Origin of the sequence: Natrialba sp. INN-245, from assembly GCF_009807105.1 — an archaeon.
Lineage (GTDB): Archaea > Halobacteriota > Halobacteria > Halobacteriales > Natrialbaceae > Natrarchaeobius > Natrarchaeobius swarupiae.
The window spans coordinates 305,750-327,232 of sequence record NZ_WUBV01000036.1 but is presented as its reverse complement, the minus strand read 5'-3'; the positions used below and the strand labels follow the sequence as shown (position 1 = coordinate 327,232).

General features: G+C 64.5%; 23 protein-coding genes. 12 read left to right on the top strand and 11 right to left on the bottom strand.

Annotated elements, in window-relative coordinates; all coding sequences use genetic code 11:
* The first annotated feature begins 65 nt into the window (after positions 1 to 65).
* Together GRS80_RS12080 and GRS80_RS12075 are read left to right on the top strand one after the other, a co-directional pair.
* Positions 66 to 842, top strand: a complete 777-nt coding sequence (locus GRS80_RS12080; RefSeq protein ID WP_343161547.1) for a 4-phosphopantoate--beta-alanine ligase — start codon at positions 66 to 68, stop codon at positions 840 to 842.
* Between the two features lie 152 nt (positions 843 to 994).
* On the top strand, positions 995 to 1,984 hold the full coding sequence (locus GRS80_RS12075; protein ID WP_160047759.1) for a linear amide C-N hydrolase: 990 nt from the start codon (positions 995 to 997) through the stop codon (positions 1,982 to 1,984).
* Positions 1,985 to 2,110: 126 nt separating this feature from the next.
* Here the strand turns inward: GRS80_RS12075 and GRS80_RS12070 are convergent, their stop codons facing one another.
* Positions 2,111 to 2,764, bottom strand: coding sequence for a hypothetical protein (locus tag GRS80_RS12070; protein ID WP_160047758.1), 654 nt, complete (start codon positions 2,762 to 2,764; stop codon positions 2,111 to 2,113).
* Positions 2,765 to 2,902: 138 nt separating this feature from the next.
* Here GRS80_RS12070 and GRS80_RS12065 point away from each other — a divergent pair, with 138 nt between their 5' ends.
* From GRS80_RS12065 to GRS80_RS12055, 3 genes are all read left to right on the top strand, one after another.
* A complete protein-coding gene (locus tag GRS80_RS12065) occupies positions 2,903 to 3,085 on the top strand; it encodes a hypothetical protein (protein ID WP_160047757.1) in 183 nt (60 codons plus the stop codon).
* Between the two features lie 144 nt (positions 3,086 to 3,229).
* Positions 3,230 to 4,210, top strand: coding sequence for a tyrosine--tRNA ligase (locus tag GRS80_RS12060; protein ID WP_160047756.1), 981 nt, complete (start codon positions 3,230 to 3,232; stop codon positions 4,208 to 4,210).
* A 44-nt stretch (positions 4,211 to 4,254) separates the two neighbouring features.
* Positions 4,255 to 5,193: a biotin--[acetyl-CoA-carboxylase] ligase gene (locus tag GRS80_RS12055; protein WP_160047755.1), complete on the top strand. Its 939-nt coding sequence runs from the start codon at positions 4,255 to 4,257 to the stop codon at positions 5,191 to 5,193.
* Between the two features lie 81 nt (positions 5,194 to 5,274).
* Here the strand turns inward: GRS80_RS12055 and GRS80_RS12050 are convergent, their stop codons facing one another.
* A complete protein-coding gene (locus tag GRS80_RS12050) occupies positions 5,275 to 5,757 on the bottom strand; it encodes a universal stress protein (RefSeq protein WP_160047754.1) in 483 nt (160 codons plus the stop codon).
* An 82-nt stretch (positions 5,758 to 5,839) separates the two neighbouring features.
* Positions 5,840 to 6,868 (bottom strand): amidohydrolase family protein, encoded by a 1,029-nt coding sequence (locus GRS80_RS12045; RefSeq protein WP_160047753.1) that lies wholly within the window; start codon positions 6,866 to 6,868, stop codon positions 5,840 to 5,842.
* A 144-nt stretch (positions 6,869 to 7,012) separates the two neighbouring features.
* Here GRS80_RS12045 and hisH point away from each other — a divergent pair, with 144 nt between their 5' ends.
* Positions 7,013 to 7,675 carry an imidazole glycerol phosphate synthase subunit HisH gene (gene hisH / locus GRS80_RS12040; RefSeq protein WP_160047752.1) on the top strand — a complete coding sequence of 221 codons (663 nt, stop codon included), beginning with the start codon at positions 7,013 to 7,015 and terminating at the stop codon, positions 7,673 to 7,675.
* 40 nt (positions 7,676 to 7,715) lie between these two features.
* Here the strand turns inward: hisH and GRS80_RS12035 are convergent, their stop codons facing one another.
* Positions 7,716 to 8,372, bottom strand: coding sequence for a hypothetical protein (locus GRS80_RS12035; protein WP_160047751.1), 657 nt, complete (start codon positions 8,370 to 8,372; stop codon positions 7,716 to 7,718).
* 255 nt (positions 8,373 to 8,627) lie between these two features.
* Between GRS80_RS12035 and GRS80_RS12030 the strand changes: the two genes are divergently transcribed.
* On the top strand, positions 8,628 to 9,035 hold the full coding sequence (locus GRS80_RS12030; RefSeq protein WP_160047750.1) for a hypothetical protein: 408 nt from the start codon (positions 8,628 to 8,630) through the stop codon (positions 9,033 to 9,035).
* A gap of 73 nt (positions 9,036 to 9,108) precedes the next feature.
* Here GRS80_RS12030 and GRS80_RS12025 read toward each other — a convergent pair whose 3' ends face one another.
* The 3 genes from GRS80_RS12025 to GRS80_RS12015 form a co-directional block, all read right to left on the bottom strand.
* Positions 9,109 to 9,465 carry a hypothetical protein gene (locus tag GRS80_RS12025; protein ID WP_149082273.1) on the bottom strand — a complete coding sequence of 119 codons (357 nt, stop codon included), beginning with the start codon at positions 9,463 to 9,465 and terminating at the stop codon, positions 9,109 to 9,111.
* 124 nt (positions 9,466 to 9,589) lie between these two features.
* Positions 9,590 to 10,942 carry a hypothetical protein gene (locus GRS80_RS12020; protein ID WP_160047749.1) on the bottom strand — a complete coding sequence of 451 codons (1,353 nt, stop codon included), beginning with the start codon at positions 10,940 to 10,942 and terminating at the stop codon, positions 9,590 to 9,592.
* A gap of 89 nt (positions 10,943 to 11,031) precedes the next feature.
* Complete coding sequence (locus GRS80_RS12015; RefSeq protein ID WP_160047748.1) at positions 11,032 to 11,646, bottom strand: hypothetical protein; 615 nt, start codon at positions 11,644 to 11,646, stop codon at positions 11,032 to 11,034.
* A 126-nt stretch (positions 11,647 to 11,772) separates the two neighbouring features.
* Between GRS80_RS12015 and GRS80_RS12010 the strand changes: the two genes are divergently transcribed.
* Entirely contained in the window at positions 11,773 to 12,894 is a 1,122-nt protein-coding gene (locus GRS80_RS12010; RefSeq protein WP_160047747.1) for a tRNA (guanine(26)-N(2))-dimethyltransferase, read from the top strand.
* 62 nt (positions 12,895 to 12,956) lie between these two features.
* Positions 12,957 to 14,228, top strand: a complete 1,272-nt coding sequence (locus GRS80_RS12005) for a YihY/virulence factor BrkB family protein (protein WP_343161546.1) — start codon at positions 12,957 to 12,959, stop codon at positions 14,226 to 14,228.
* A gap of 108 nt (positions 14,229 to 14,336) precedes the next feature.
* Here GRS80_RS12005 and glnA read toward each other — a convergent pair whose 3' ends face one another.
* On the bottom strand, positions 14,337 to 15,692 hold the full coding sequence (glnA, locus tag GRS80_RS12000; RefSeq protein WP_160047746.1) for a type I glutamate--ammonia ligase: 1,356 nt from the start codon (positions 15,690 to 15,692) through the stop codon (positions 14,337 to 14,339).
* A gap of 126 nt (positions 15,693 to 15,818) precedes the next feature.
* Here glnA and lrp point away from each other — a divergent pair, with 126 nt between their 5' ends.
* Complete coding sequence (gene lrp, locus GRS80_RS11995; RefSeq protein WP_149082267.1) at positions 15,819 to 16,280, top strand: HTH-type transcriptional regulator Lrp; 462 nt, start codon at positions 15,819 to 15,821, stop codon at positions 16,278 to 16,280.
* Positions 16,281 to 16,337: 57 nt separating this feature from the next.
* Here lrp and GRS80_RS20420 read toward each other — a convergent pair whose 3' ends face one another.
* The 3 genes from GRS80_RS20420 to GRS80_RS11985 all read right to left on the bottom strand — a co-directional run bounded on the left by GRS80_RS20420 (position 16,338) and on the right by GRS80_RS11985 (position 19,348).
* A complete protein-coding gene (locus tag GRS80_RS20420) occupies positions 16,338 to 16,478 on the bottom strand; it encodes a hypothetical protein (protein ID WP_200840374.1) in 141 nt (46 codons plus the stop codon).
* Between the two features lie 237 nt (positions 16,479 to 16,715).
* Positions 16,716 to 18,374 carry a thermosome subunit beta gene (gene thsB, locus GRS80_RS11990; protein WP_200840381.1) on the bottom strand — a complete coding sequence of 553 codons (1,659 nt, stop codon included), beginning with the start codon at positions 18,372 to 18,374 and terminating at the stop codon, positions 16,716 to 16,718.
* A gap of 218 nt (positions 18,375 to 18,592) precedes the next feature.
* Positions 18,593 to 19,348: an SOS response-associated peptidase gene (locus GRS80_RS11985; protein ID WP_160047744.1), complete on the bottom strand. Its 756-nt coding sequence runs from the start codon at positions 19,346 to 19,348 to the stop codon at positions 18,593 to 18,595.
* 110 nt (positions 19,349 to 19,458) lie between these two features.
* On the opposite strand from GRS80_RS11985, the gene GRS80_RS11980 reads away from it, so the two are divergent.
* Together GRS80_RS11980 and hisS are read left to right on the top strand one after the other, a co-directional pair.
* The gene (locus GRS80_RS11980; RefSeq protein WP_160047743.1) at positions 19,459 to 19,929 is read left to right on the top strand and encodes an RDD family protein; all 471 of its coding nucleotides are present in this window, start codon (positions 19,459 to 19,461) and stop codon (positions 19,927 to 19,929) included.
* A gap of 99 nt (positions 19,930 to 20,028) precedes the next feature.
* Positions 20,029 to 21,327 (top strand): histidine--tRNA ligase, encoded by a 1,299-nt coding sequence (gene hisS / locus GRS80_RS11975; protein ID WP_160047742.1) that lies wholly within the window; start codon positions 20,029 to 20,031, stop codon positions 21,325 to 21,327.
* The last annotated feature ends 156 nt before the right edge of the window (positions 21,328 to 21,483 follow it).

The following is a 21,483-nucleotide window of genomic DNA, read 5'->3' as shown; positions in this document are numbered from 1 at the left end:
GATTACAGTAAACCGTATCAGAACGGATCGGTCTGCTTTTTATCGCCGCCCGCCAGTCGTCTCTCGTGAGCGACTACGACACCGTCTCCGCCGAGGTCGAACACGAAGAGGAGATTCCGGAGGACCATCCCAGATACCAGGACCTGCTCACCCGCCACCGGATCGAGAATGGCGTCGAGAAGGGGATCACCCACCTCCAGGGGATGCACGCCGAAGGCCGGGGCAGTGCCTTCGACTACCTGCTCGGCGAGGAGACGATTCCGAGCGCCGACGAGGCCGAACGCGTCGCCGCCGCCCACCTGTTGCTCGCAGACCAACCCGTCCTCTCGATCAACGGCAACGTCGCTGCGCTCGTTCCCAGCGAGATGGTCGACCTCGCCGACGCCACGGGGGCCGACCTCGAGGTCAACCTCTTCAACCGCACCCCCGAGCGTATCGAGGCCATCGCTTCCCACCTGCGCGAGCACGGCGCCGAGGACGTAAAGGGACTCGAGGCGGACGCCCGGATTCCGCGACTCGACCACCAGCGCGCGAAGGTCGACGCCGACGGCATCTACGACGCGGACGTCGTGGTCGTCCCGCTCGAGGACGGCGACCGCGCCGAAGCGTTAGAGGAGATGGGCAAGACCGAGATCGTGATCGACCTCAATCCACTCTCGCGCTCGCCCCAGGTCGCCGACGTCCCGATCGTCGACAACATCATCCGCGCGGTGCCGAATATGACCGACCACGCGCGGGATCTGGCGGACGCGGGCGAGGCGGACCTGGAGACGGTCGTCGAGGAGTTCGACCGGGAGGCGGCGCTCGAGGCGGCCGAAGAACGGATTCGAAACGGGCTGTGAGCGTTCGTCCGTCGGGGACGTCACTCGTCGCGAGGAATCTCTCGCCGTTCGTGTGAAACGTTTATCACGTCGATCGGTGTCCGAACAGTGGATATGCTCCGAGTAGTCACACGCTCGAGAACGACAGCCGCACTCGAGGAGGCCGACGACTGATGTGTACGCGATTGGTCTACGTCGGCGACGGCGACCGCGTGCTCACCGGTCGGTCGATGGACTGGAAGGAGGACATCGAGACGAACGTCTGGGCGCTCCCGCGTGGGATCGAACGCGACGGGGCGGCTGGCCCGAACTCCGTCTCCTGGACGGCAGAGTACGGAAGCGTGGTCGCGAGCGCCTACGATGTCGCCACGACCGACGGAATGAACGAGGCGGGGCTGGTCGCGAACCTGCTGTGGCTCTCCGAATCCGAGTATCCGGAGTGGGACGGCGACGAACCCGCGATGTCGATCTCGCTGTGGGCGCAGTACGTCCTCGACAACTTCGTCACCGTGGTCGAGGCGGTCGAACACATGCGTGAGGAGGAGTTCGTGGTCGTGACCGATCAGGTTCCGGGCCAGGATCGGCTGGCGACGCTTCACCTCTCGCTGTCGGATGCGAGCGGTGACAGTGCGGTTCTCGAGTACGTCGACGGCGAACTCGTGATCCACCACGACCGCGAGTACCGGGTGATGACCAACTCGCCGACGTTCGAGAAGCAACTCGCCTTGGCCGAGTACTGGGAGGAGATCGGCGGGACGGTCATGTTACCCGGGACGAACCGGCCGGCCGATCGATTCGTGCGGGCGCGCTTCTACGTCGACGCGATTCCGCAGGTCGAGGACCGGCGGACGGCGACCGCCGGCGTCTTCAGCGTCGTTCGGAACGTCTCGGTCCCGTACGGGATCACCACGCCCGACGAACCCCACATCTCTTCGACGCGCTTGCGGACGGTCGCCGACCACGACGACCTCGTCTACTACTTCGAGTCGGCGCTGATGCCCAACGCGTTCTGGGTGGAACTCGAGGAGATCGACTTCGCGGTCAGCGCTGAGGCCCGGAAACTCGACCTCGGTCCCGACCAGTCCACCACGTACGCCGGCGACGTCTCGGATCAGTTGGTTGCCTCGGAGCCGTTCTCGTTTCTTGAGGCGGCCGCTGACTAACGCGCTGTCGACGGTCACCGGCGTGGACTGACCGTCATCCCGTCCTCATACGGATTGCTGTACCGTGTTACCGCTGAAACCGCAGACGGGTCGCGGGTTCGGCGGTACCGACTCACAGTAACCGTATCAGTCCCAGTCCGCGATCCGCGGCGACACCGCGTCCCGCTCGCCGTCGCGGTCGATCTCGAGGTCCTCGTCGCCGTCGACGAACGGCACCCGCGACCTGACGGTGCCGATCGCTTCCTCGACTCGATAGTACGAGATCGAGAGATACTCGCTGAGACGTCGTGAAAGCGAGTGGTCGATCTCGTAGTCGACGCCTGTCCCCTCGAGTTCGTCGCCCTCGTAGCCCGTGAGCCAGCGTCGGGCCAGTTCGACGCCTTTCTCTGCGTCGTAGCCGCGGGCAACGTAGTGTTTGTAGGGATGGCGGATCCACGAACACTCCCAGTGGGCGTAGACGTCGACGCCCTCGGCGTCCTCGAGATCGTGGAGGACGACGTGAAGCTGGTGGGAGGCAAACGGTGACGGCCGCCACACCCACGATCCCTCGGAGGTGTTGCCGTCCATCCGAACCTTCAGTGAGGCGATCGGGTTGCGCGAGAAGCCGAGTTCCTCGAGGATCGCCTCGATCGTCTCCTCCGAACAGTGTGCAGTGAGCGCGTACTCCTCGGCAGTCGTGTGGCTGATCGCGTAGCCGTCGAAACTCCCCTCGAGCAGGTAGTGGACCTGTGGAAGAAAACTCCGGCGGACGGCGTTGACGACATCCTCTGTGTAGCCCATCTCCCAGACGGAAGCCGGCCGCAGGTATATGCGTTCGGCCAGCAATGATCGCAAGCGCGTTCGAGCCGACAGTGATCGCGGCAGTCGTGAGTGGCTCGGGCCAAACGGTTATTTTCTCGAGGTTCGAATCGGGGACCAATGGGACGACTCGAGCCACCGTGTCTGCGATCGGAACACGCCTCCCGTGGCGCGGCGGAGGGAGCGAAACTCGGCGGCAAAGTGGGCGGCGTCGCCGGGCCCGCCGGCGGTGCGGTCGGCGCTGGCGTCGGCGCGGCGACCGGCTACCTCGCTGGAACGGCTCGCGACCGCCTGCCGTTTTGAGACGGTCCGCTGTCAATTCCACTGCAACCGCAGGACGGTTGCGGTCCCACCGGTACATCGGGACAGCAATCCGTATGGGGCAATCGGGACGGTCGCACAGTTCACAAAGTCATAAATCCGTCCGCTGATTCCACTCGGGTACCGATGGATACCTACGAGCTGATCACGCGAAACGCCGAGGAGGTCGTCACCGACGAGGAGGTGCGCGAACTCGCCGACGATCCGGCGGGAAAACGCGTCTACGTCGGCTACGAACCCTCCGGCGTGCTCCACCTCGGCCACCTGCTGACCGCGAACAAGCTCATCGATCTCCAGGAGGCGGGGATGGAGGTCGTCGTGTTGCTCGCGGACGTCCACGCCTACTTAAACGGCAAGGGAACGTTCGAGGAGATCCGCGACACCGCCGAGCGGATGAAAGCCCAGTTCGTCGCCTACGGTCTCGACGAATCGAACACGGAGTTCGTCTACGGCTCCGAGTTCCAACTCGACGAGGAGTACACCCTCGATCTGCACGAACTGGAACTCGCGACGACGCTCAACCGCGCCCAGCGCGCGATGGCCGAAATCGCCGGCGGCGAGACCGCGAAGGTGAGCCACGTCGTCTACCCGCTAATGCAAACGCTGGACATCGAGTACCTCGATCTCGACCTCGCGGTCGGCGGGCTCGACCAGCGCAAAGTTCACATGCTCGCCCGCGAGGAACTCCCCGAACTCGGCTACGACGTGCGACCGGCACTTCACACTCCCATCGTCGCCGACCTCGAAAGTGGCGAGGGAAAGATGTCCTCGAGTCAGGGCATGACGATCTCGATGGAAGACTCCACGGAGGATCTCGAGGAGAAGGTCAACTCCGCGTTCTGCCCGCCCACACGCGATCCCGAGGGCGACCTCGAGAACCCCGTCCTTGAGTTGTTCGAGTACCACGTCTTCCCACGGTTCGACGAGATCATCGTCGAGCGTCCCGAAAAGTACGGCGGCGACCTCACCTACGAGGAGTACGAGGCTCTCGCTGCGGATCTCGAGTCCGGCGAACTCCACCCCGCCGACGCGAAGGGAACGCTCGCGAGCTACCTCGACGAACTGATCGCGCCGGGACGCGAGAAGCTGCGCGAACTGCGCTCCTGACGGATCCTCCCGATTGAAGTGCGAGCGCCGCCCTCTCGAGACGTATGAACGAGACGCGACGCGCAATTCTCGAGCGGATCGCCGACGGGCCGGTGTCGGGACCGGACCTCGCGGCGAAGTTCGAGATCTCTCGGACAGCCGTCTGGAAGCACATCGAGGGGCTTCGGGACGCCGAGTTCGAGATCGAGAGCGGACCGGACGGCTACGAACTGGTGTCGGCCGACGCCTACACAGGACCGGCCGTCGAGTACGGACTCGAGGCACCGTTTACCGTCGAGTATCACGACGCCGTCGCGAGCACGAACGAACTCGCACGGGAACGGGCCGTCGACGGCGCGGCGAACGTCGCCGTCCTCGCGGACGAACAGACCGGCGGCCGCGGACGACTCGAGCGCGAGTGGAACTCCCCGCCTGGCGGCGTCTGGGTAAGTATCGTCACTCGGCCGTCGATCGCACCGGTACAGGCCCCCCTCTATACGCTCGCCGCGGCCGTGGCGACGGCACGGGTAGCTCGAGAGGCGGGCGTCGACGCACGGATCAAGTGGCCCAACGATGTAGTGATCCCGGACGGCGACGACGGCGACTACCGGAAACTGGCTGGTATTCTCACGGAGATGGAAGGCGAGACGGACCGGATCGAGTGGCTCGTCGTCGGCATCGGTGTCAACGCGAACCTGGACGCCGGCGACCTCCCAGAGGGTGCGACCAGCGTCCGCGAGGAGGCAAGCGACGTCGACCGGCGTCGGTTCGTCCAGCGGTTACTCGAGGAGTTCGACCGGCTCCGCAAGGATCTCGAGCGGATCGTCCCCGCCTGGCGGGAGCTCACGCTCACGATCGGTCAGCGGGTCCGGGTCGATCGAGCCGCCGGCGATGTGGTCGGCGAGGCCGTCGACGTCACCGACACGGGTGCGCTCGTCGTCGAGACCGACGACGAGCGGGTGACGGTCTCGGCGGGGGACTGCGAACATCTCCGGCCGGTTTGATACGGGTTGCTGTACCCGAAGTATCGGTGCGATTGGAGGACAGGGCGCGGTGGACGTCTCACTGCCTGCTGTCCGATAGCATCACTCCACGGTGACCGGAGATCGATCGGTGCCCTCCCGTTCCTCGACGGTCTTTGGGTTCACGTTGACGGTCAGGACGGGGACGCACGCACTTCTGACGACGCGTTCGGTCACGCTCCCGAGCAAGAGTCTGTCGATGCCGCCCCGACCGTGGGTTCCCATCACGACCAGGTCGCAGGTATCCGGCGTCGCCTGGTCGATGATGACGCGGCTCGGAGAGCCCTCGAGAACGGCCGTCTCGACCCGAACGCCGTCGGGTGCGAGATCTTCGACGCGTTCGACTGCTGTCTGCCCCTCCGCGCGGAGCGCGTCGCTGATCCCCTCCCACGCGGTCTCCATCGGCAGCCCGCCGTAGCCGGCCGCGTTCACGACGTAGACCGCTCGGATCGCCGCGTCGTGGAGCTCAGCGAGCTCGAAGGCGTACTCGAGCGCGTGCTCGACCTCCGACGATCCGTCGGTCGGGACGAGGATGCAGTCGTACATCGTGCTATATGTTCGCATAACACGCACAACTATAATAAGGTTATCGTGCGCGGGACGACTCACCAGACAGCGATGGTCGTCGTCACGCCGACGGCGAGAGGACGACGTTCGCCACGTCGTCGACGCCTGCCCGCCGAACGACGGCCCGGACCGGATCCCGGACGCCGGCGAGATTGGCGGAGTCGCCGTCCAGGACGAGCATGCGCGCCTCGTACCCCGCCTCGAGCAGACCGTACTCGAGGCCGGCGATCTCGGCACCGTTGATCGTGGCCATCCGGAGGATTTCGGGAGCGGATAGCTCGGAGATCTTCGAGAGTACCGCCATCTCACGGAACATCGACGGCGAGTTCAACATCACGTTGTCCGTCCCGAGCGCGAGCGTCGTTCGCTCGGCGAGTTCGGAATACGGCGAGAGGCCAACGTCTGTGACGAGATTCGAGCGCGGACAGACGACCACGGGCACCTGCTGGTCGGCGATCCGCTCGAGGTGACGCTGTTCGGGGTGAACGACGTGGACGAGAAACTCCGGCTCGAGGTCGAGCGCCGGGTCGATGTCGCTCGCATCTACCTCGCCCGCGTGGATGCCGAACGGTTTCTCCGCCTCGCGGGTCGCCTCCCGGTCGCGGTCGAACGTCGCGTCGTTCGCGCCGCTCGCGCCGAACCCGTCGCCCGCCTCCATCGCCTCGATCGAGCCGCGGGCGAACGCCAGCGCGTCGATCTCGAGGCCCTCGGCGGCCTCCCGAAGCATCTCGATGCCCGGAACGTCGCCCTCGCGGAAGTCCAGGTGGGCCGCGGTTCCGCTCTGGTGCATGAATCGAAGCGACGTCCGCATCGCGTCGACGAGTTCCGCCCGGTCGGCCCCCCTGAGCAGGCGGTGTTTCAGCCCGTCCGGCGGCGCGACCAGTTCCTCGAGCGTGAGCCCTCGGCCGGCCTCCTTCGCGATGGAGTCGCCGATGTGCGTGTGGGCGTTGACGAACGCCGGGACGATAATGTTCGAACTCTCGACCGACTCCTCCTCGATCGCCTCGATTCTGCCGCCGTCGCCGACGACGATCCGGCCTTCGACGGCGTCGAACTCCCGCCCCCGAAGGATCGTTCCGGTCAGTTCCATACCAGTGGGTTCGTGGACGTCCCCTTCAACCGTTCGGCGTCGCTCGAGGAGATCCCGACGACACCCCATCGTCCGCGGGAGACCACAGGTGGCCGTCGTTGCGCGAAGGGCAACGCACTTGACCGCACCGCGTCGAGTACTGGTATGAGCATCACCACGTCAGACAGCGAGGACGCCCTCGCCTCCGTGGTCGTCGTCGACTACGGGCTCGGAAACCTCAGAAGCGTCACTCGCGGGCTCGAGCGCGCGGGCGCGAACGTCGAGATCACCGACGATCCGGACGCGTTCGCCGACGCCGACGGGGTCGTTCTCCCCGGCGTCGGCGCGTTCCGCGAGGGCATCGAGAACGCAGATCACGTCCGCCAGGACCTGCTCGAGGTCGCCGAGAGCGGAACGCCGTTGTTTGGCATCTGTCTGGGCATGCAGATGCTGCTGACGACGAGCGAAGAGGGCGACAACGAGGGCGAGTCGGCCGTACAGGGCCTCGATCTGATCCCCGGAACGAACGTGCAGTTCGCGGAGGGGCAAAAGGTTCCACACATGGGCTGGAACGAGCTGTCCGTCGAACGCGAACACCCGCTGGTCGAGGGAATCGACGGGGAGTACGCCTACTTCGTCCACTCCTACTACGCGGTTCCCGACGACGGGGCCGCGACGGTGACCACGACCGACTACGAACGCGAGTTCGCCTCGATCGTCGCGAACGAGGACGGAACCGTCTTCGGAACCCAGTTCCACCCCGAAAAAAGCGGTGAGACAGGGCTGCGGATTCTGCGGAACTTCGTGGACATCTGCGCAAACGCGTAGTGGACCGTCCCACGCCGGAACGCAACAGAACTTTCGGTCCTCACTCCAGCGTGAGCGACCACGGCCCCGCGGCCTCGACCGTCACGAATCCGATACTGTCGAGATTGAACGTCGTCTCGCCGTCGAACTGGTCGAGTTCGTTGAAGACGAGTCCCGGAAACCGACCCCCATGCGGAAGGATTTCGACGATGAAGTTTCCCTGGCCTTCGTGCGTCCCGTGAGCCTGCCCTAATCCCTCGAACTGAAACGGACCGTCCCACGCCGCCGAGTCGCCCTCGAGTTCGACCGGTAACGACTCCGCGTCGTCCTCCTCCGGATCCGGTTGTCCAACCTCGAGCGCCCAGGCGCCGTCGGCGTCGATATCTACCAGATACCTTCCCGTGTCCGTGAGCACACCGGCGGCACCATCGTATGCACCAATCGTATTAACCAGGAGTTGGCTACGGCTGTCGTCCGTGGGGATCAGTTCGACGACGAAGTTCGATTCGCCGTCGTGAGTCGCTTCCGCGATCGTGACGCCGGTCTCGAGATCGAACTCGTCAGTGACGGTCGCACCCGTCCCGTCGAATCGATGTGACTCGGAGATCGCTTCCAGTTCGGTATCACGCTCCTGGCTCGAGGCAGTGATCACACTCGACGGCCCCAGGATCGAAACAGTCACTGCGGTACTGGCAGTGAGGTAACGACGGCGGCGCATACGGGAGAGTCTGTGAAGAGAGCACATTAAACGCCATTCACACGAGTGCTGAAGCTCCAGTATTCTGCCATTTCGAGATCAGTTGTCGCGAGTTATCGTTCAGTAAGGACGTCCTCTGCAGCCACGAGAGCTAGAGACCTCCAAATTCTGCGAACCGTCGTCCCGACGGAGCGACGTGCAGTCGAGTCAAAGCGGTTAACTATCGAGGGACAGCCGAAGCCAACAGTTATTGATCGGCCGAGAGAACGCCGACGTATGTCTCGGCGACAGCGGCGAATCAGCCTCCTCGTCGGCGTGGTGTTTCTGGTCGTCTTCGCCTGGTCGTTCCTGGCCAGCCTCGAGGTGATCCTCGAGGAGCTTACATCGCCGACGGGTGTGGCCCTCGTCGTCGGCGGTCTCGCGATGGCACTCGGCGGACTCGCGTTCGTCATCGGTGGCCTCACGGAACGGGTGTCGGTCGGCGGAATCGTCCTCGAGTGGTGGCAGTTCCAGAGCCTCGGGTTCGTCTGTCTCGGCCTCTACATGGCAGTTTCCGGGCTAGCACAGCCGTCGCTGTCGCTGTTTGGAATCGCAGTCCTCCTCGCGGGAGTCTCCTTCCTGGGGTTCGGTGCCTATCGACTCCACGCCGGCCCGCCGACGGGCGACGCCGAACTGTCGGTTTGAGCTCGCAGCGACGTCGAGACCTGCTCGAGCACCGCGAGTGATCGAGTGTGGCGACGGACGGAGTACGGTCGACTCACAACAGTTCGCGGACGTCCGAGTACCACATGTCGTGGTAGTCGACGTGACCAACTCGGCGGGCGATCGCCACCGCCAGCGCGTGCCAACACAGTTCGGTCGGATCGTCTGGATCGAGATTGTACTCGCTGTCCTTGCAGGTACAGCCGCCGTCCTCGACGATGTACTCGTCGTCGTAGCCGACGACGATCGTAAAGTCGCGGTAGGATTTTACCCGGCCTTCGCCGACGGCCTCGATCGCGCGAACCCCGCGATCACCGTGAACCGTCGAGATACACTCGACGATCTCCGGCGTCAACTCGCCGGCTTCCTCGAGGTCGGCCTGCCAACGCTCGACGGGGTTCGCGTTCGACACGTCCGTGACTGTGTGCCGAACTGTAAAATCGGTTCGGTTGTCGTCACCGCAATCCAGCGATAGTCGAGGGGCTGATCGCAACGGCTCGCGACGACAATCCGGCGAACGCGTTCCACCGGGGCCGTCACGGAAGTTGTGAAACGAACCAGTCGGTCGTCTCGGGCACCGTTTTCGCCCGCGCGGCTGCGAGCGAATACTCCGCAACGGCGGCTACTGCGGCACGATCAGACCGGTGGGAAACGTCTTGTTCCAGCCGCCGATCGCCACTCCGTACGCCCGTTACCGCGCTGTCGAGTTCGTACTCGAGGAGGTATCGATCGGGCGACTCCGCTCGCGCGGACTCGATCTCTTCGATCGCTGCCGCCTTCACCTCCTCGACGTCGTCCGCGTCCGACGGCCTGTCGAGCGCGTCCGTCCACTCCGGCGACTGGAGCGCCTCGAGCGCACGGAACGTATTTTCGACGCTGTAGACGCCGAGGAGTGCGCTCGCGGGCCGACCGTCGGCGAGGGACTCCTCGGCGCGGTCGATCCCCCCTCGAAGTTGCCAGACGGCATCGTCGCCGATTCGCTTCCGGGGCGTCCCGTCGACCGGTTCGTCGAACACCGATTCGGCCGCTTCCCGGCGGTCCTCGGGTATCTCCTCGAGCCGTTCGCCGACGTCTGTGAGAAGCGCGCTCGCGGTGGTCTCGAACGCGTCGTCGAACGTCCGGTCCCCCACCTCCGCCTGGCGCTCGAGGAGGTACGTCGCTTCCTCGAGCGAGACCGCGGCCCACTCGGCCCGGTAAGCCAACTCGCCGACAGCTTCGACCGTCGACCGGCCCGGTGCCGGTTGGCGGGCGTTCTCGAGAAACCGTCCGGTGGCGTCGAGCCGGCGTTCGATCCGTTCGAAGACGACGGCGACGTGGGCCGAATCGTCACCCACTCGCGTCAGCTCCGCGTCGACGGTCGACAGCTCCGCCTCGAGATCCGCGAGTCCGGTCTCGACGTCCTCGGGGGTTCGACCGGCCGTCGCGGCGGCGTATGCGCCCTCAGCTCGCGCGGCGTCGCGACGACACCCCCGGAGCGTCGACAGGCGCGCGAGGTTTGTCGGCCGGTCCTCGAGCGCCTCGAGTCGTTCCACGGCGGATTCCCGTTCTCGCTCGACGTCTCGCCGGACGGCTTCGTTCGGAATCTCGGCCTCGAGCGAGGATGGAATCTCCGAGAGCAGCGATTCGGCGCGGTCGACCCACTCGTCGACGAACGCGTCGGCGATCTGGACGGGAAGCTCCTCGTGGTCGGATGGGCGCTCGATCTCGGTGATCGCGGCCAGTTCGTCTTCGTCGGCGTCGACCGGGGGTGGATCGTCGGAATCCTCGGACAGGACGGAGAGACAGCCGGCCGATACCGCGCTCGCGAGCGCGGTGCCCGTCGCGCTTCCGACGGTCCGGAGAAATCGCCGACGCGACCGGTGTCGGTCGTGAAATCGGTCCGTCGTCATCGACGATCACCGTCCTTGACGTCGGGATGATCCGGCGGCAACCGACAGTTGGAGCGCCACCCGCCGCCGAAGCCGCTCGGACGCGAGTCCTACGCGATCGGGACCTCGATCATCGTGACCTGCATTCGTCGGTCGTCGACCGAACACTCGACGTCCGGATCGCGCTTCGCCTGACAAAACTGGACGCGAACCCCGTCGCCGTTCCGGTGTTCGACGTACTGGAGGGCGTTCCGGTAACAGGCGGAAACCTCCTCCTGAACGAGCAATCCGGTGGACTCCTCGTAGTCGATCCCGCGGAGGAACGAAAGCGGATCGTCGGGGTCGCCACCCGGTTCGTTGGACGTGTTCTCGTCCGGCTCGCTCGAGCCGTTGGCGTTCGTCTCGCTCGAGGCGTTGCCGCCCCTCTCGATCGAGGCACTTCCATCGACCTCGAGCGGTTCGGCCCGGAACTCGAGGGCGTCGACGTCCTCCTCGTCTGTAACGTACGGTAACCGCGAGGACGAGCCGTCCTCGTAGGCGACGACGTCCTCGTCGGTCGGTTCGAACCCCACCGTCTGGACGTCGACGCCGTCGATCACGTCGATTTCCTCGTCGGGTTCGTCAGCGGAGGAGGGATCCGACCGATCGCGCTCGGAACAGCCCGCGAGGACGGCGAGCGTCCCGGCCGCGGCCTGGAGGGTACGGCGGCGAGTACGGGAGGGCATACCGATTATTCCGGACAGATTCGGTAAGTATCTTGTTCTGTTGGACCGGCGCGGGAGACCGGCTCGCTATCTCGAGCGACAGTCCGAGATCACGTCGTTTTTCGCCCTCGCCCGACGAGAGGACGTATGCGCGTCACCGAGGGCGGGGTCGAACTCGAGGTTCCCGGCGAGCAGACCGAGGGCATCGAGGAGTCGGTCTTCTACAACCCGCGCCAGGAGCTGAACCGGGATCTGACGATCGCGACGCTGCGGGCCTTCCGCGAGCGTGAAGAGCGCGCCGAGAGCTACCTCGACGCGATGACGGCGAGCGGCGTCCGCGGCGTTCGAGCCGCGGCCGACGGCTGGGACGTCACTTGCTGTGATCTCGAGGAAGACGCCGTTGATCTCGCCCGGGAGAACCTCGAGCGAAACGACCTCGCCGCTGAGGCCCGCGTCGAGCATCGGAACGTCAACGCGCTCGCACACGACGAGGCGTTCGACGTGATCGACCTCGATCCGTACGGCTCGCCGATGCCGTTCGCCGACGCCGCGTTCGCGCGCTGTCGGGATCTGGTCTGTGTCACCGCGACCGACACCGCGCCGCTGTGTGGCGCACACTTCAACAGCGGCATCCGCTCCTACAGTGCGGTTCCCCAGAACACCGACTACCACGCCGAGATGGGCGTCCGGACGCTGCTCTCGGCGCTCGCGCGCAGCGCCGCCCGCTTCGACGTGGGCGTCGAGCCAATCTTCAGCCACGCGACGAGTCACTACGTCCGGACGTACCTCGAACTCGACCGGAAGGCGAGCGCGGCCGATGCCGCCTTAGAACATCTCGGCTACATTTCTCACTGCGAGGACTGTCTCTACCGCGAGGCCGAACACGAACTGATCGCCGATCCACTCGAAACCTGTCCCGAGTGCGGTGGCGAACGCGTCCTCGTCGCCGGCCCGCTCTGGCTTGGCCCCTACCGCGACCCCGAGTTCGTCGCCGCGGTCCGCGAGGAGATTCCGGACGACTTCGGTACCGCTAAAACGGGCCGGGAACTCTGTGACGCACTCGAGGCCGAACTCGACCGCCCCACGCATTACGACCAACACAAACTGTGCAAGAACTGGGGACTGCCGGCCAACGCCATGGACGAGTTCCTCGCCGACCTGCGGGCGGCGGGACATGCGGCCTCGACGGCACACTACGGCGGCACGACGTTCAAAACCGACGCGGACGTCGGCGAGATCCGCGAGGCGACCGAAGCGAATCTCGTCTGAACACGTTCCCTCGCTGAGAGGGTGCCACCCGCTATTTGACCGTTCCGCACGTCTAGTCGCCCGTGATCGATCTCGGCGACGCTCGTGAGTTCGGAACGCGACTCTTCACCGTCGCACAGACCCAGCAGTTGACGCTGCTTGCGGCCGGAGTCGCCTTCTACGGGTTCATCTCGCTCGTCCCACTCATGTTGCTCGCGCTGGGGGTTGCGGCGTCGATCGGCGGCGAGGCGCTCGCGAACCAGCTGACGGCCGCCGCGAGCGACGTGTTGACGCCCGCCGCCCAACAGCTACTCGCGGAGACGGTACTCGACGAGACGAGTCGCCAGGGCGCGACGGTGATCGGCGCGCTCGGTCTCCTCTGGGGCTCCAGTCGCGTCCTCCGGGGGCTCGATCGCGCGTTCTCGCAGGTGTACGGCACCGCGGGATCGAAGTCACTGCTCGATACCTTCTGGGACGCGACGATCGTCTTTCTCTTCATCTCGCTTGGTCTCGGGATAGTCGCCGTCTTCGAAGCGATCCTTCGGTTTCTGCCGGTGATCGAACTCGGCCCGTTCGGACCGCTGCTCGTGTTGATCGGACTGATCGTGACCTTCCTCCCGCTGTACGTCGTCTTTCCGGACGCGGACGTCGGCATCGTCGAAGCGTTGCCGGGGACCGTTCTCGCCGCGATCGGGTGGCTCGTTCTCTCTCGGGCGTTTGCACTGTATACGACGTTTGCAACCGGCTACGTGGTCTACGGCGCGCTGGGGGCCGTCTTTCTCGTCTTGATCTGGTTGTACGTTGGCGCGATCATCCTTGTCTTCGGCGCGGTGCTCAACGCCGTCCTCGCCGGCCGTGAACTGGATCGGCAGCTACAAAGTCCCGGCCCTCGACAGGTCGAGACAGAAGCGATGACCGACGACGACACTGGTGCCGACGAGGGGGGCACGCAGGAACGCTCGAGCGAGCGGACGCGGGACCGATCGGGCGATCCCGAAGCGCTCCGGGAGGAGATCGAGCGTCTCCGGGATCGCGTCGATACGTTCGAGGACAGCGTTGAACGACGAACGGTCCAGCGTGACTCCCTCGAGGGCGACCTCAAGCGTTACGTCCGGCGGCGAATTCGTCGCGGGCACGCCCGCGACTGGGGCCCCTACATCGTCTTGCTGTACGGGACCATCCTGGCACTCGGCGCGTTCTACTATCTCGAGGGGATCTGGGCAATCCTCGCGATGTTCGTCGTCTGGACGTCGACGCTCGGCGTCTACGTCCTGATGTTGTTGTTCGGTGCCGGCATCGCCCTCCTTGATGTTCCCGGCCGAGTCCGCGATCTGATCGGCGACCGTCGATCCTGAGTACGACTACGTTCTACCGAACGAACCGCCTCGAGTACGCGTGACGAAGCCGTCGGCTGCTGGTTCCGAGCCGACCGAAAAAACGGATGCCAACCGAGAAGACTGCGTCTAGAACGTCTCGAGGTAGCGGTCGAGTTCCCACTGGGAGACGTCGACGAGGTAGTCCTCGAACTCCTGGGATTTGGCCTCGATGAACTTGGGGCCGACGTGTTCGCCGAGGGCCTCGAGAATGACCTCGTCCTCTTCTAAGGCGTCGACGGCCTCGCCGAGGTTCGACGGCAGCGTCTCGATGCCGTACTCCTCGCGTTTCTCCTCGTCGAACTCGTAGATGTTCTCGCGAACCGGGTCGGGGCACTCGAGGTCCTTCTCGATTCCGTCGAGACCCGCGTGGATGAGCGCCGCCAGCGCGAGATACGGGTTACACGATGGGTCGGGGAAGCGAGCTTCGATGCGCGAGGCCGCCGGAACGCGTGCGGCGGGCTTGCGGATCAGCGCCGAGCGGTTGCGGTCGGACCACGCGACGTAGACGGGTGCCTCGTAGCCGGGGACGAGGCGTTTGTAGCTGTTGACCGTCGGGTCCGCGACGGCCGTGATCGCCGGCGCGTGCTCTAAGATGCCCGCGAGGAACGAGTGTGCGGTATCCGAGAGGTTGAACTCGTCGTCCTCGTCGTGGAAGGCGTTCTCGCCGTCCTCGGTGAACAGCGAGAGGTGGGTGTGCATGCCCGAGCCGTTGATCTTCGGGATCGGTTTGGGCATGAACGTCGCGTGGAGGTCGTGTTGGGCGGCGATTGCACGGACGACCGTACGGAACGTCGCGACGTTGTCGGCCGTCGAGAGCGCATCGTCGTACTCGAAGTTGATCTCGTGTTGGCCGCGGGCAACCTCGTGGTGGCTGGCTTCGATCTCGAAGCCCATCTCCTCGAGTCCGTAGATGATGTCCCGGCGGACGTCGCTTGCGAGGTCTTTCGGTGCGACGTCGAAGTAGCCGCCGTGGTCTCCGGTTTCGGTCGTCGCGTAGCCGTCCTCGTCCTCCTCGAAGAGGAAGAACTCGGGTTCTGGCGCGGCGTTGACGTCGTAGCCCATCTCCTCGGCGCGGTCGATGGCGTTTTTCAGGACGCGGCGTGGGTCGCCCTCGAACGGTTCGCCCGTATAGGTGTCGTAGACGTCACAGATCATCCGACCGGCGGCGCTGTCTTCTTTCTGTCTCCAGGGCAGAACCGCGAACGTCTCCGGGTCGGGAACCAGACGCATGTCCGATTCCTGGATGCGGACGAAGCCCTCGATGGAGGAGCCGTCGAAGTAGATGCCCTCGGCAAACGCCTTCTCGGCCTGGCGCGCCGGGACTGAAACGTTCTTGACCGTTCCGAGAATATCGGTAAACTGTAGACGGAGGAAGTCGACGTCCTTTTCTTCGATTTCGTCGAGTACCGCCTGTTCGGTATCGCTGATGTTTCCGCTTGTCATCTTTCTCGTCGTGCTATCCAAGCATCTCCCCTACTAAAACACTGCTGATCCGAGCAAATCTTCCTTGGTGCTCCCGGAATTGTATATTCGTAAATTTCTAAAGGGTCGGGTGAGAGAGTACATGTGATGACGTACGAAAATCTCGATGCAAAACTAGTGAATGCACTTCTCGGGGACGGCCGAGCGAGTCTCCGAAGTCTCGCCGAAGAACTCGATGTCTCCGTGACGACCGTCTCGAATCACCTCTCTGACCTCGAGGACGAGGGAGTAATCGAGGGCTATACACCCCGATTGGATTACGACGCGGTCGGCTACGACGTCACCGCTGTCATCCAGTTGCAAGTCGAAGGAAACGCATTACCCGACATCACCGATACGCTACGCGAACACCGGCAGATGATCAGTGTCTACGAGGTTACCGGCGACTACGACGTGATCGCCATCGGGAAGTTCAAGGACACAGACGGGATGAACGACCAGATCAAGACGCTGCTTACCGATCCCGATATCAAGGCGTCGAACACCAGCGTCGTCCTGAACGCCGTCTCCGAAAACGAGCAGTTCGAACTCGACGTCGACGACGCCTGATCGCGACCCCATTTTCCACGAACGGTTTCGAGAGGCCGGGATCGAGAGCCCCGACACTCACCGGACGTACAGTATGACGATACCGAGAGCGAGCAACACGAGTCCCCACCACAGCGAGTCGCCGGGGAGGAGCTTCAGGAAGAGCGTAACGATACCCGAAGTGAACAGCGACCAGCCGATCGTCGTTCTGTATGCCATACTCGACGTACACTATCGAGACGGATAGCTCTTGCACGCCGTATCAGTACGGCGACTGATCTTTCAGACGGTTCTCGCGACCGATCCGCAAGACCTCACTCGAGGACACGAACCCCCTCCGTCTCCGGGGAGCCGTTCCGTGAACTGATCGCCGTAACCGGGACGGGAACGCACAAAAAACAACGGTCGTCGGGCCGAGAGCCGGTTCGGTCGGTAACGTGGGCGTGTTGGCCGGCGTTACATCATGCCGCCCATGCCGCCGCCCATACCGCCCATGCCGCCAGCGCCGCCGGGTGCGCCGCCTTCTTCGTCGCCGCCCTTGTCCGTCGAGAGGTCGCCGGCGGAGATGATGTCGTCGATCTTGAGCACGAGGTTCGCGGCCTCGCTGGCGGAGGTGACCGCCTGCTCTTTGGCGTGGGCCGGCTCGACGACGCCCGCCTCGAACGTGTTCTCGACGTCGTTCGAGAAGACGTTCAGGCCGGCAGTAACGTCGCCGTCGTCGTGGGCCGCACGCAGGTCGACGAGCGTGTCGATGCTGTCGAGGCCCGCGTTCTCGGCGAGCACGCGCGGGACGAGCTCGAGCGAGTCGGCGAAGGCCTCGACGGCCAGCTGTTCGCGCCCGGAGACGGAGTCGGCGTAGTCACGCAGACGCGAGGCGAGTTCGACCTCGATCGCGCCGCCGCCGGCCAGCACGCGCCCGTCGGAGACGGTCTGGGCGACGACGTCGAGTGCGTCGTTGATGCCCCGCTCGAGTTCGTCGACGACGTGGTCGGTCGAGCCACGAAGCAGGAGAGTGACGCCGTGGGCACCCTCGCCTTCGACGTAGAACAGTTCGTCCTCCTCGTCGCGAGTGACGTCGCCGTAGCCGAGGTCCTCTGCGGTTGCGCTCTCGAGGTCCGAGACGATCGAGGCGCCGACAACTTCCTTCAGGAACTCGAGGTCGGACTTCTTCGCGCGGCGGACGGCGAGAATGCCCTCCTTCGCGAGATAGTGCTGTGCGAGGTCGTCGATCCCCTTCTGACAGAAGACGACGTCGGCTCCGAGGTCGACGATCTGGTCGACTTTCTCCTTGAGCTGTTCTTCCTCACGGTCTAAGAACTTCTGGAGCTGGTCCGGATCCGTCACGGAGACCTCGGTGTCGACATCGGTCTCCTCGACCTCGATAGGCTGGTTGAGAAGCAGGATGTCGGCGTTCTCGGCCGCCGCCGGCATGTTGTCGTGGACGGGATCCTTGTCGACGATGCCGCCCTCGAGCAGATCCGATTCGCCGGCGCTGCGGCCGGTCTGGGTTTCGATGTTCAGGAACTCGAGATCGACGACGTTCTCACCGTCGGCGTTCTCGACGGTGACTGCGCGGACCGCGTCGACGATCAGCTGGGAGAGGTGTTCTTTGTTGACCTCAGCACCTTTTCCGGTCATCGACGTCTCGGCGACCGAGCGAAGCAGGTCCTCGTCGTCGGTGTCGACGTCCTGTGCGATGTCATCGATCTCGGTACGAGCCTGCTCGCTGGCGAGGTGGAAACCCTTGATGATCGCCGTCGGGTGAATGTCCTGTTCCAAGAGATCCTCGGCGTTCTTGAGGAGTTCGCCCGCGATTGCGACGGCCGTCGTGGTGCCGTCGCCTGCTTCGTCCTCCTGGGTTTCAGCGACCTCGATGATCATCTCGGCCGTCGGGTTGTCGATGTCCATCTCCTGGAGGATCGTGACGCCGTCGTTGGTGATGGTGACCGACCCCATCGAGTCGACGAGCATCTTGTCCATCCCTTTCGGGCCGAGTGTCGAGCGGACGGCCTCAGCGACCGCACGGGCGGCACTGATGTTGTAGTCCTGCGCGTCCTTGTCCTTGACGCGCTGGGAGTCCTCGCTCATCACGATCATCGGCTGTCCCTGCTGCATTCGCTGGCTCATAGTCGACCGATCATTGATTGCCCTTCTACATAAATGTGGCGTTATACTGGAACGGAGCACAGTAACACGTTTGATCGAAAACGAGGGGAAATCGCCGTATAGCGCCGTACTCCCCGGCTACTCGATCGAAGGGATCGTTCCGAACGGAGCCGATTCGGAACCGAGGTCGTTCGCCATATTTAAGTATCTCTGGGGGGGGGGGGCGGTCACGTCTCGACCGGATCGACGAGTGACCGGTCGTCGACGGACGGATCGTTGACGGCCGTCGAAACCGGATACGCTCGGAGCTCGTCGTCCGGGTACGGTGTGAGGACGTCCCGAGGATCGTCGCCGGTGAGCCACCGTCGCTCGTCGTCGGGCTCGAGGATGACCGCCATCCGGTGGTGAAGGTCCGCGACGAGGCCGTTCGGTTCGGTCGTCACGACGGTGAACGTCTCGAGTGGCCCACCGGTCTCGTCCTCGAGATCCGCGCCGCCACCGAACGCGTCGAGACCGGTCTGGGTCGCGTCCGACGTCGGCTCCCGCCGCGTCCACAGCCCCGCCATCGAGAACGGGCGATCGTCCTCGAAGGCGACCCGGTACGGTCGGTTTCCGTCCGGTGTTTCGACCCACTCGTAAAAGCCGTCGGCCGGAACCAGACACCGACCCGCCGCAGGCGTCTCGAGCGAGCCGCCACTATCGGCGGCGGCGGACGGCGATCGACCACCGTAGGCGTCGCGAAAACTCGGTTTCTCGTCGATCGTCTCCGCTCGTGCGTTGATGATTCCGTCACTGTCGTCGGCCCACTCGGGAACGAGCCCCCACTCGAAGCGCTCGAACGTCTCGGGCGTTTCGTCCGTGATCACCGGGAGGCGCTGGCTCGGTGCCGCGTTGTACCGCGGCGAGACCGTCCAGTCGAACGACGCGCCGAACCGATCCTCGAGGTCGTCGGGCGGAGTAAACAGCGAGTAGCGTCCGCACATACGAACTCGTACGCGACGGTGGACCAAATCACTGTTCCGGGGGTTTGCGTTTCACTTCGCGCCGCCGGATCGGAATGTATATACTGTTCGTGTCGCTCGACTATCGTATCATGCTCGAGCGCCATCCACGCCCCGTTTCTGGGACGGAAGACGAGGTTCTCGTCGGGCGAATCGGTGCGTACGTCGTCGATTCGATCGTCGTCTTCGGCGGGATCGTCTTCCTGTTCGCGACGACCGCGATCGCATCCACGTTTCTCCAGACCGTCTCGAACGCCCTCTCGACGCTGATCGTCTTCGTCGGGATCACGGCGGTGTTCGTCTTCTTCATCTACTACTTCTTCATGATGGAGGGACATTTCGGTCGGACGCCAGGCAAGGCGTTGTTCGGACTCGTCGTCGTCAAAGAGGACGGATCGAAGTGTACGATGGGTGCTTCGGTCGTTCGGAATTTCCTCTGGCTGATCGACGGAATTGGCTTCTGGCCACTCGTCGTCGCGGTGGTCTGTTTTTTCACCACCCGCAACCAGCGGGTCGGCGATATGGTCGCGAAAACCGTCGTCCTCCGGGCGAAACGGGAGTGACCAAACACCAACGAGCCCGACAGCACCGCCCCGGATCGAACGCGCGGTCCCCGTCCGCGAACGAAAGGATAGAAGTTCGCCGTTCCCGAACGGACGGTCATGTACGACCGAATCAAGGGCTTTCGTGACTTCTACCCCGGCGAGATGGCCGCCAGGCGGGCGACCATCGACACGCTGGAGGACGCCGCACGACGGTACGGGTTCCGCGAGGTCGCCACGCCGGCCCTCGAACGCGCCGAGCTGTGGACGGACAAAAGCGGCGACGAGATCGTCGAGGAACTGTACTCCTTCGAGGACCAGGGTGGACGCCACGTGGCGATGACGCCGGAACTGACGCCCACCGTCGCGCGGATGGTCGTCGCCAAACAACAGGCGCTGTCGAAGCCGATCAAGTGGTTCTCGACGCGGCCGTTCTGGCGCTACGAACAGGTCCAGCAGGGCCGCCAGCGCGAGTTCTACCAGACCAACGTCGACATCTTCGGCTCTTCCGAGCCCGAAGCCGACGCCGAGATCCTCGCGTGGGCCGCAGACGCCCTCACCGGCCTCGGACTCACCGGCGACCAGTTCGAGTTCCGAATCTCACACCGCGACGTCTTAGGCGGCGTCCTCGAGACGTTCGACGCCGACGTCGACGTCGACGACGCCATCCGCGCCGTCGACAAATCCGACAAACTCGAGACTGCGGAGTACCACGACCTGCTGATCGGGGCGGGGCTGTCGGCCGATCAGGCCGTCGAGTTCGCCGACATCGTCTCCGGCGGCGATCTCGAGGACGTAAAAGCGTTCGCCGACACCGAGCGCGTCGACGACGCCGTCGAGAACCTGCAGGCGGTGCTCTCGGCCGCCGAGGACTTCGGCGCTCGCGAGTACTGTACGATCTCACTCGAGACCGCCCGCGGACTGGACTACTATACGGGCGTCGTCTTCGAGTGTTTCGACTCCACCGGCGAGGTTTCACGGTCGATCTTCGGCGGTGGCCGCTACGACGACCTGATCGAGAGCTTCGGCGGCCAGCCGACGCCCGCCGTCGGCGTCGCCCCCGGCCACGCGACGCTTTCGTTGCTCTGTCAGCGAGCGGGTGTCTGGCCCGACGAAGAAGTGGCGACCGACTACTACGTCCTCCAGATCGGCGATACGCGGCCGGAAGCGGCCCGGATCTGTCGTGATCTCCGCGAGAACGGACACGTCGTCGAGACCGACGTTGCAGGGCGATCGTTCGGCTCGCAGTTGAACTACGCCGACTCGATAAACGCCGAGACGGTCGTCATTGTCGGCGAACAGGACCTCGCAAACGACGAGGTGACGATCAAGGACATGGAATCGGGCGACCAGACGCAGGTGCCGGTCGAGAGGTTCCCCGGCGACACGGAGCGACCGACGTTCGCCGATTTCGACTGATACGGATTGCTGTAACGGTTTACCGGTGAAACCACAGACGGCTCGGGGTTTCGCCGGTAACGATTTACAGCAGACCGTATGAGACGGGTTACTCCTACCGTTCTATTGTGCGGACTCGAGATTCGGCTCCGGTCACGCGCCTCGGATTTGTCGACA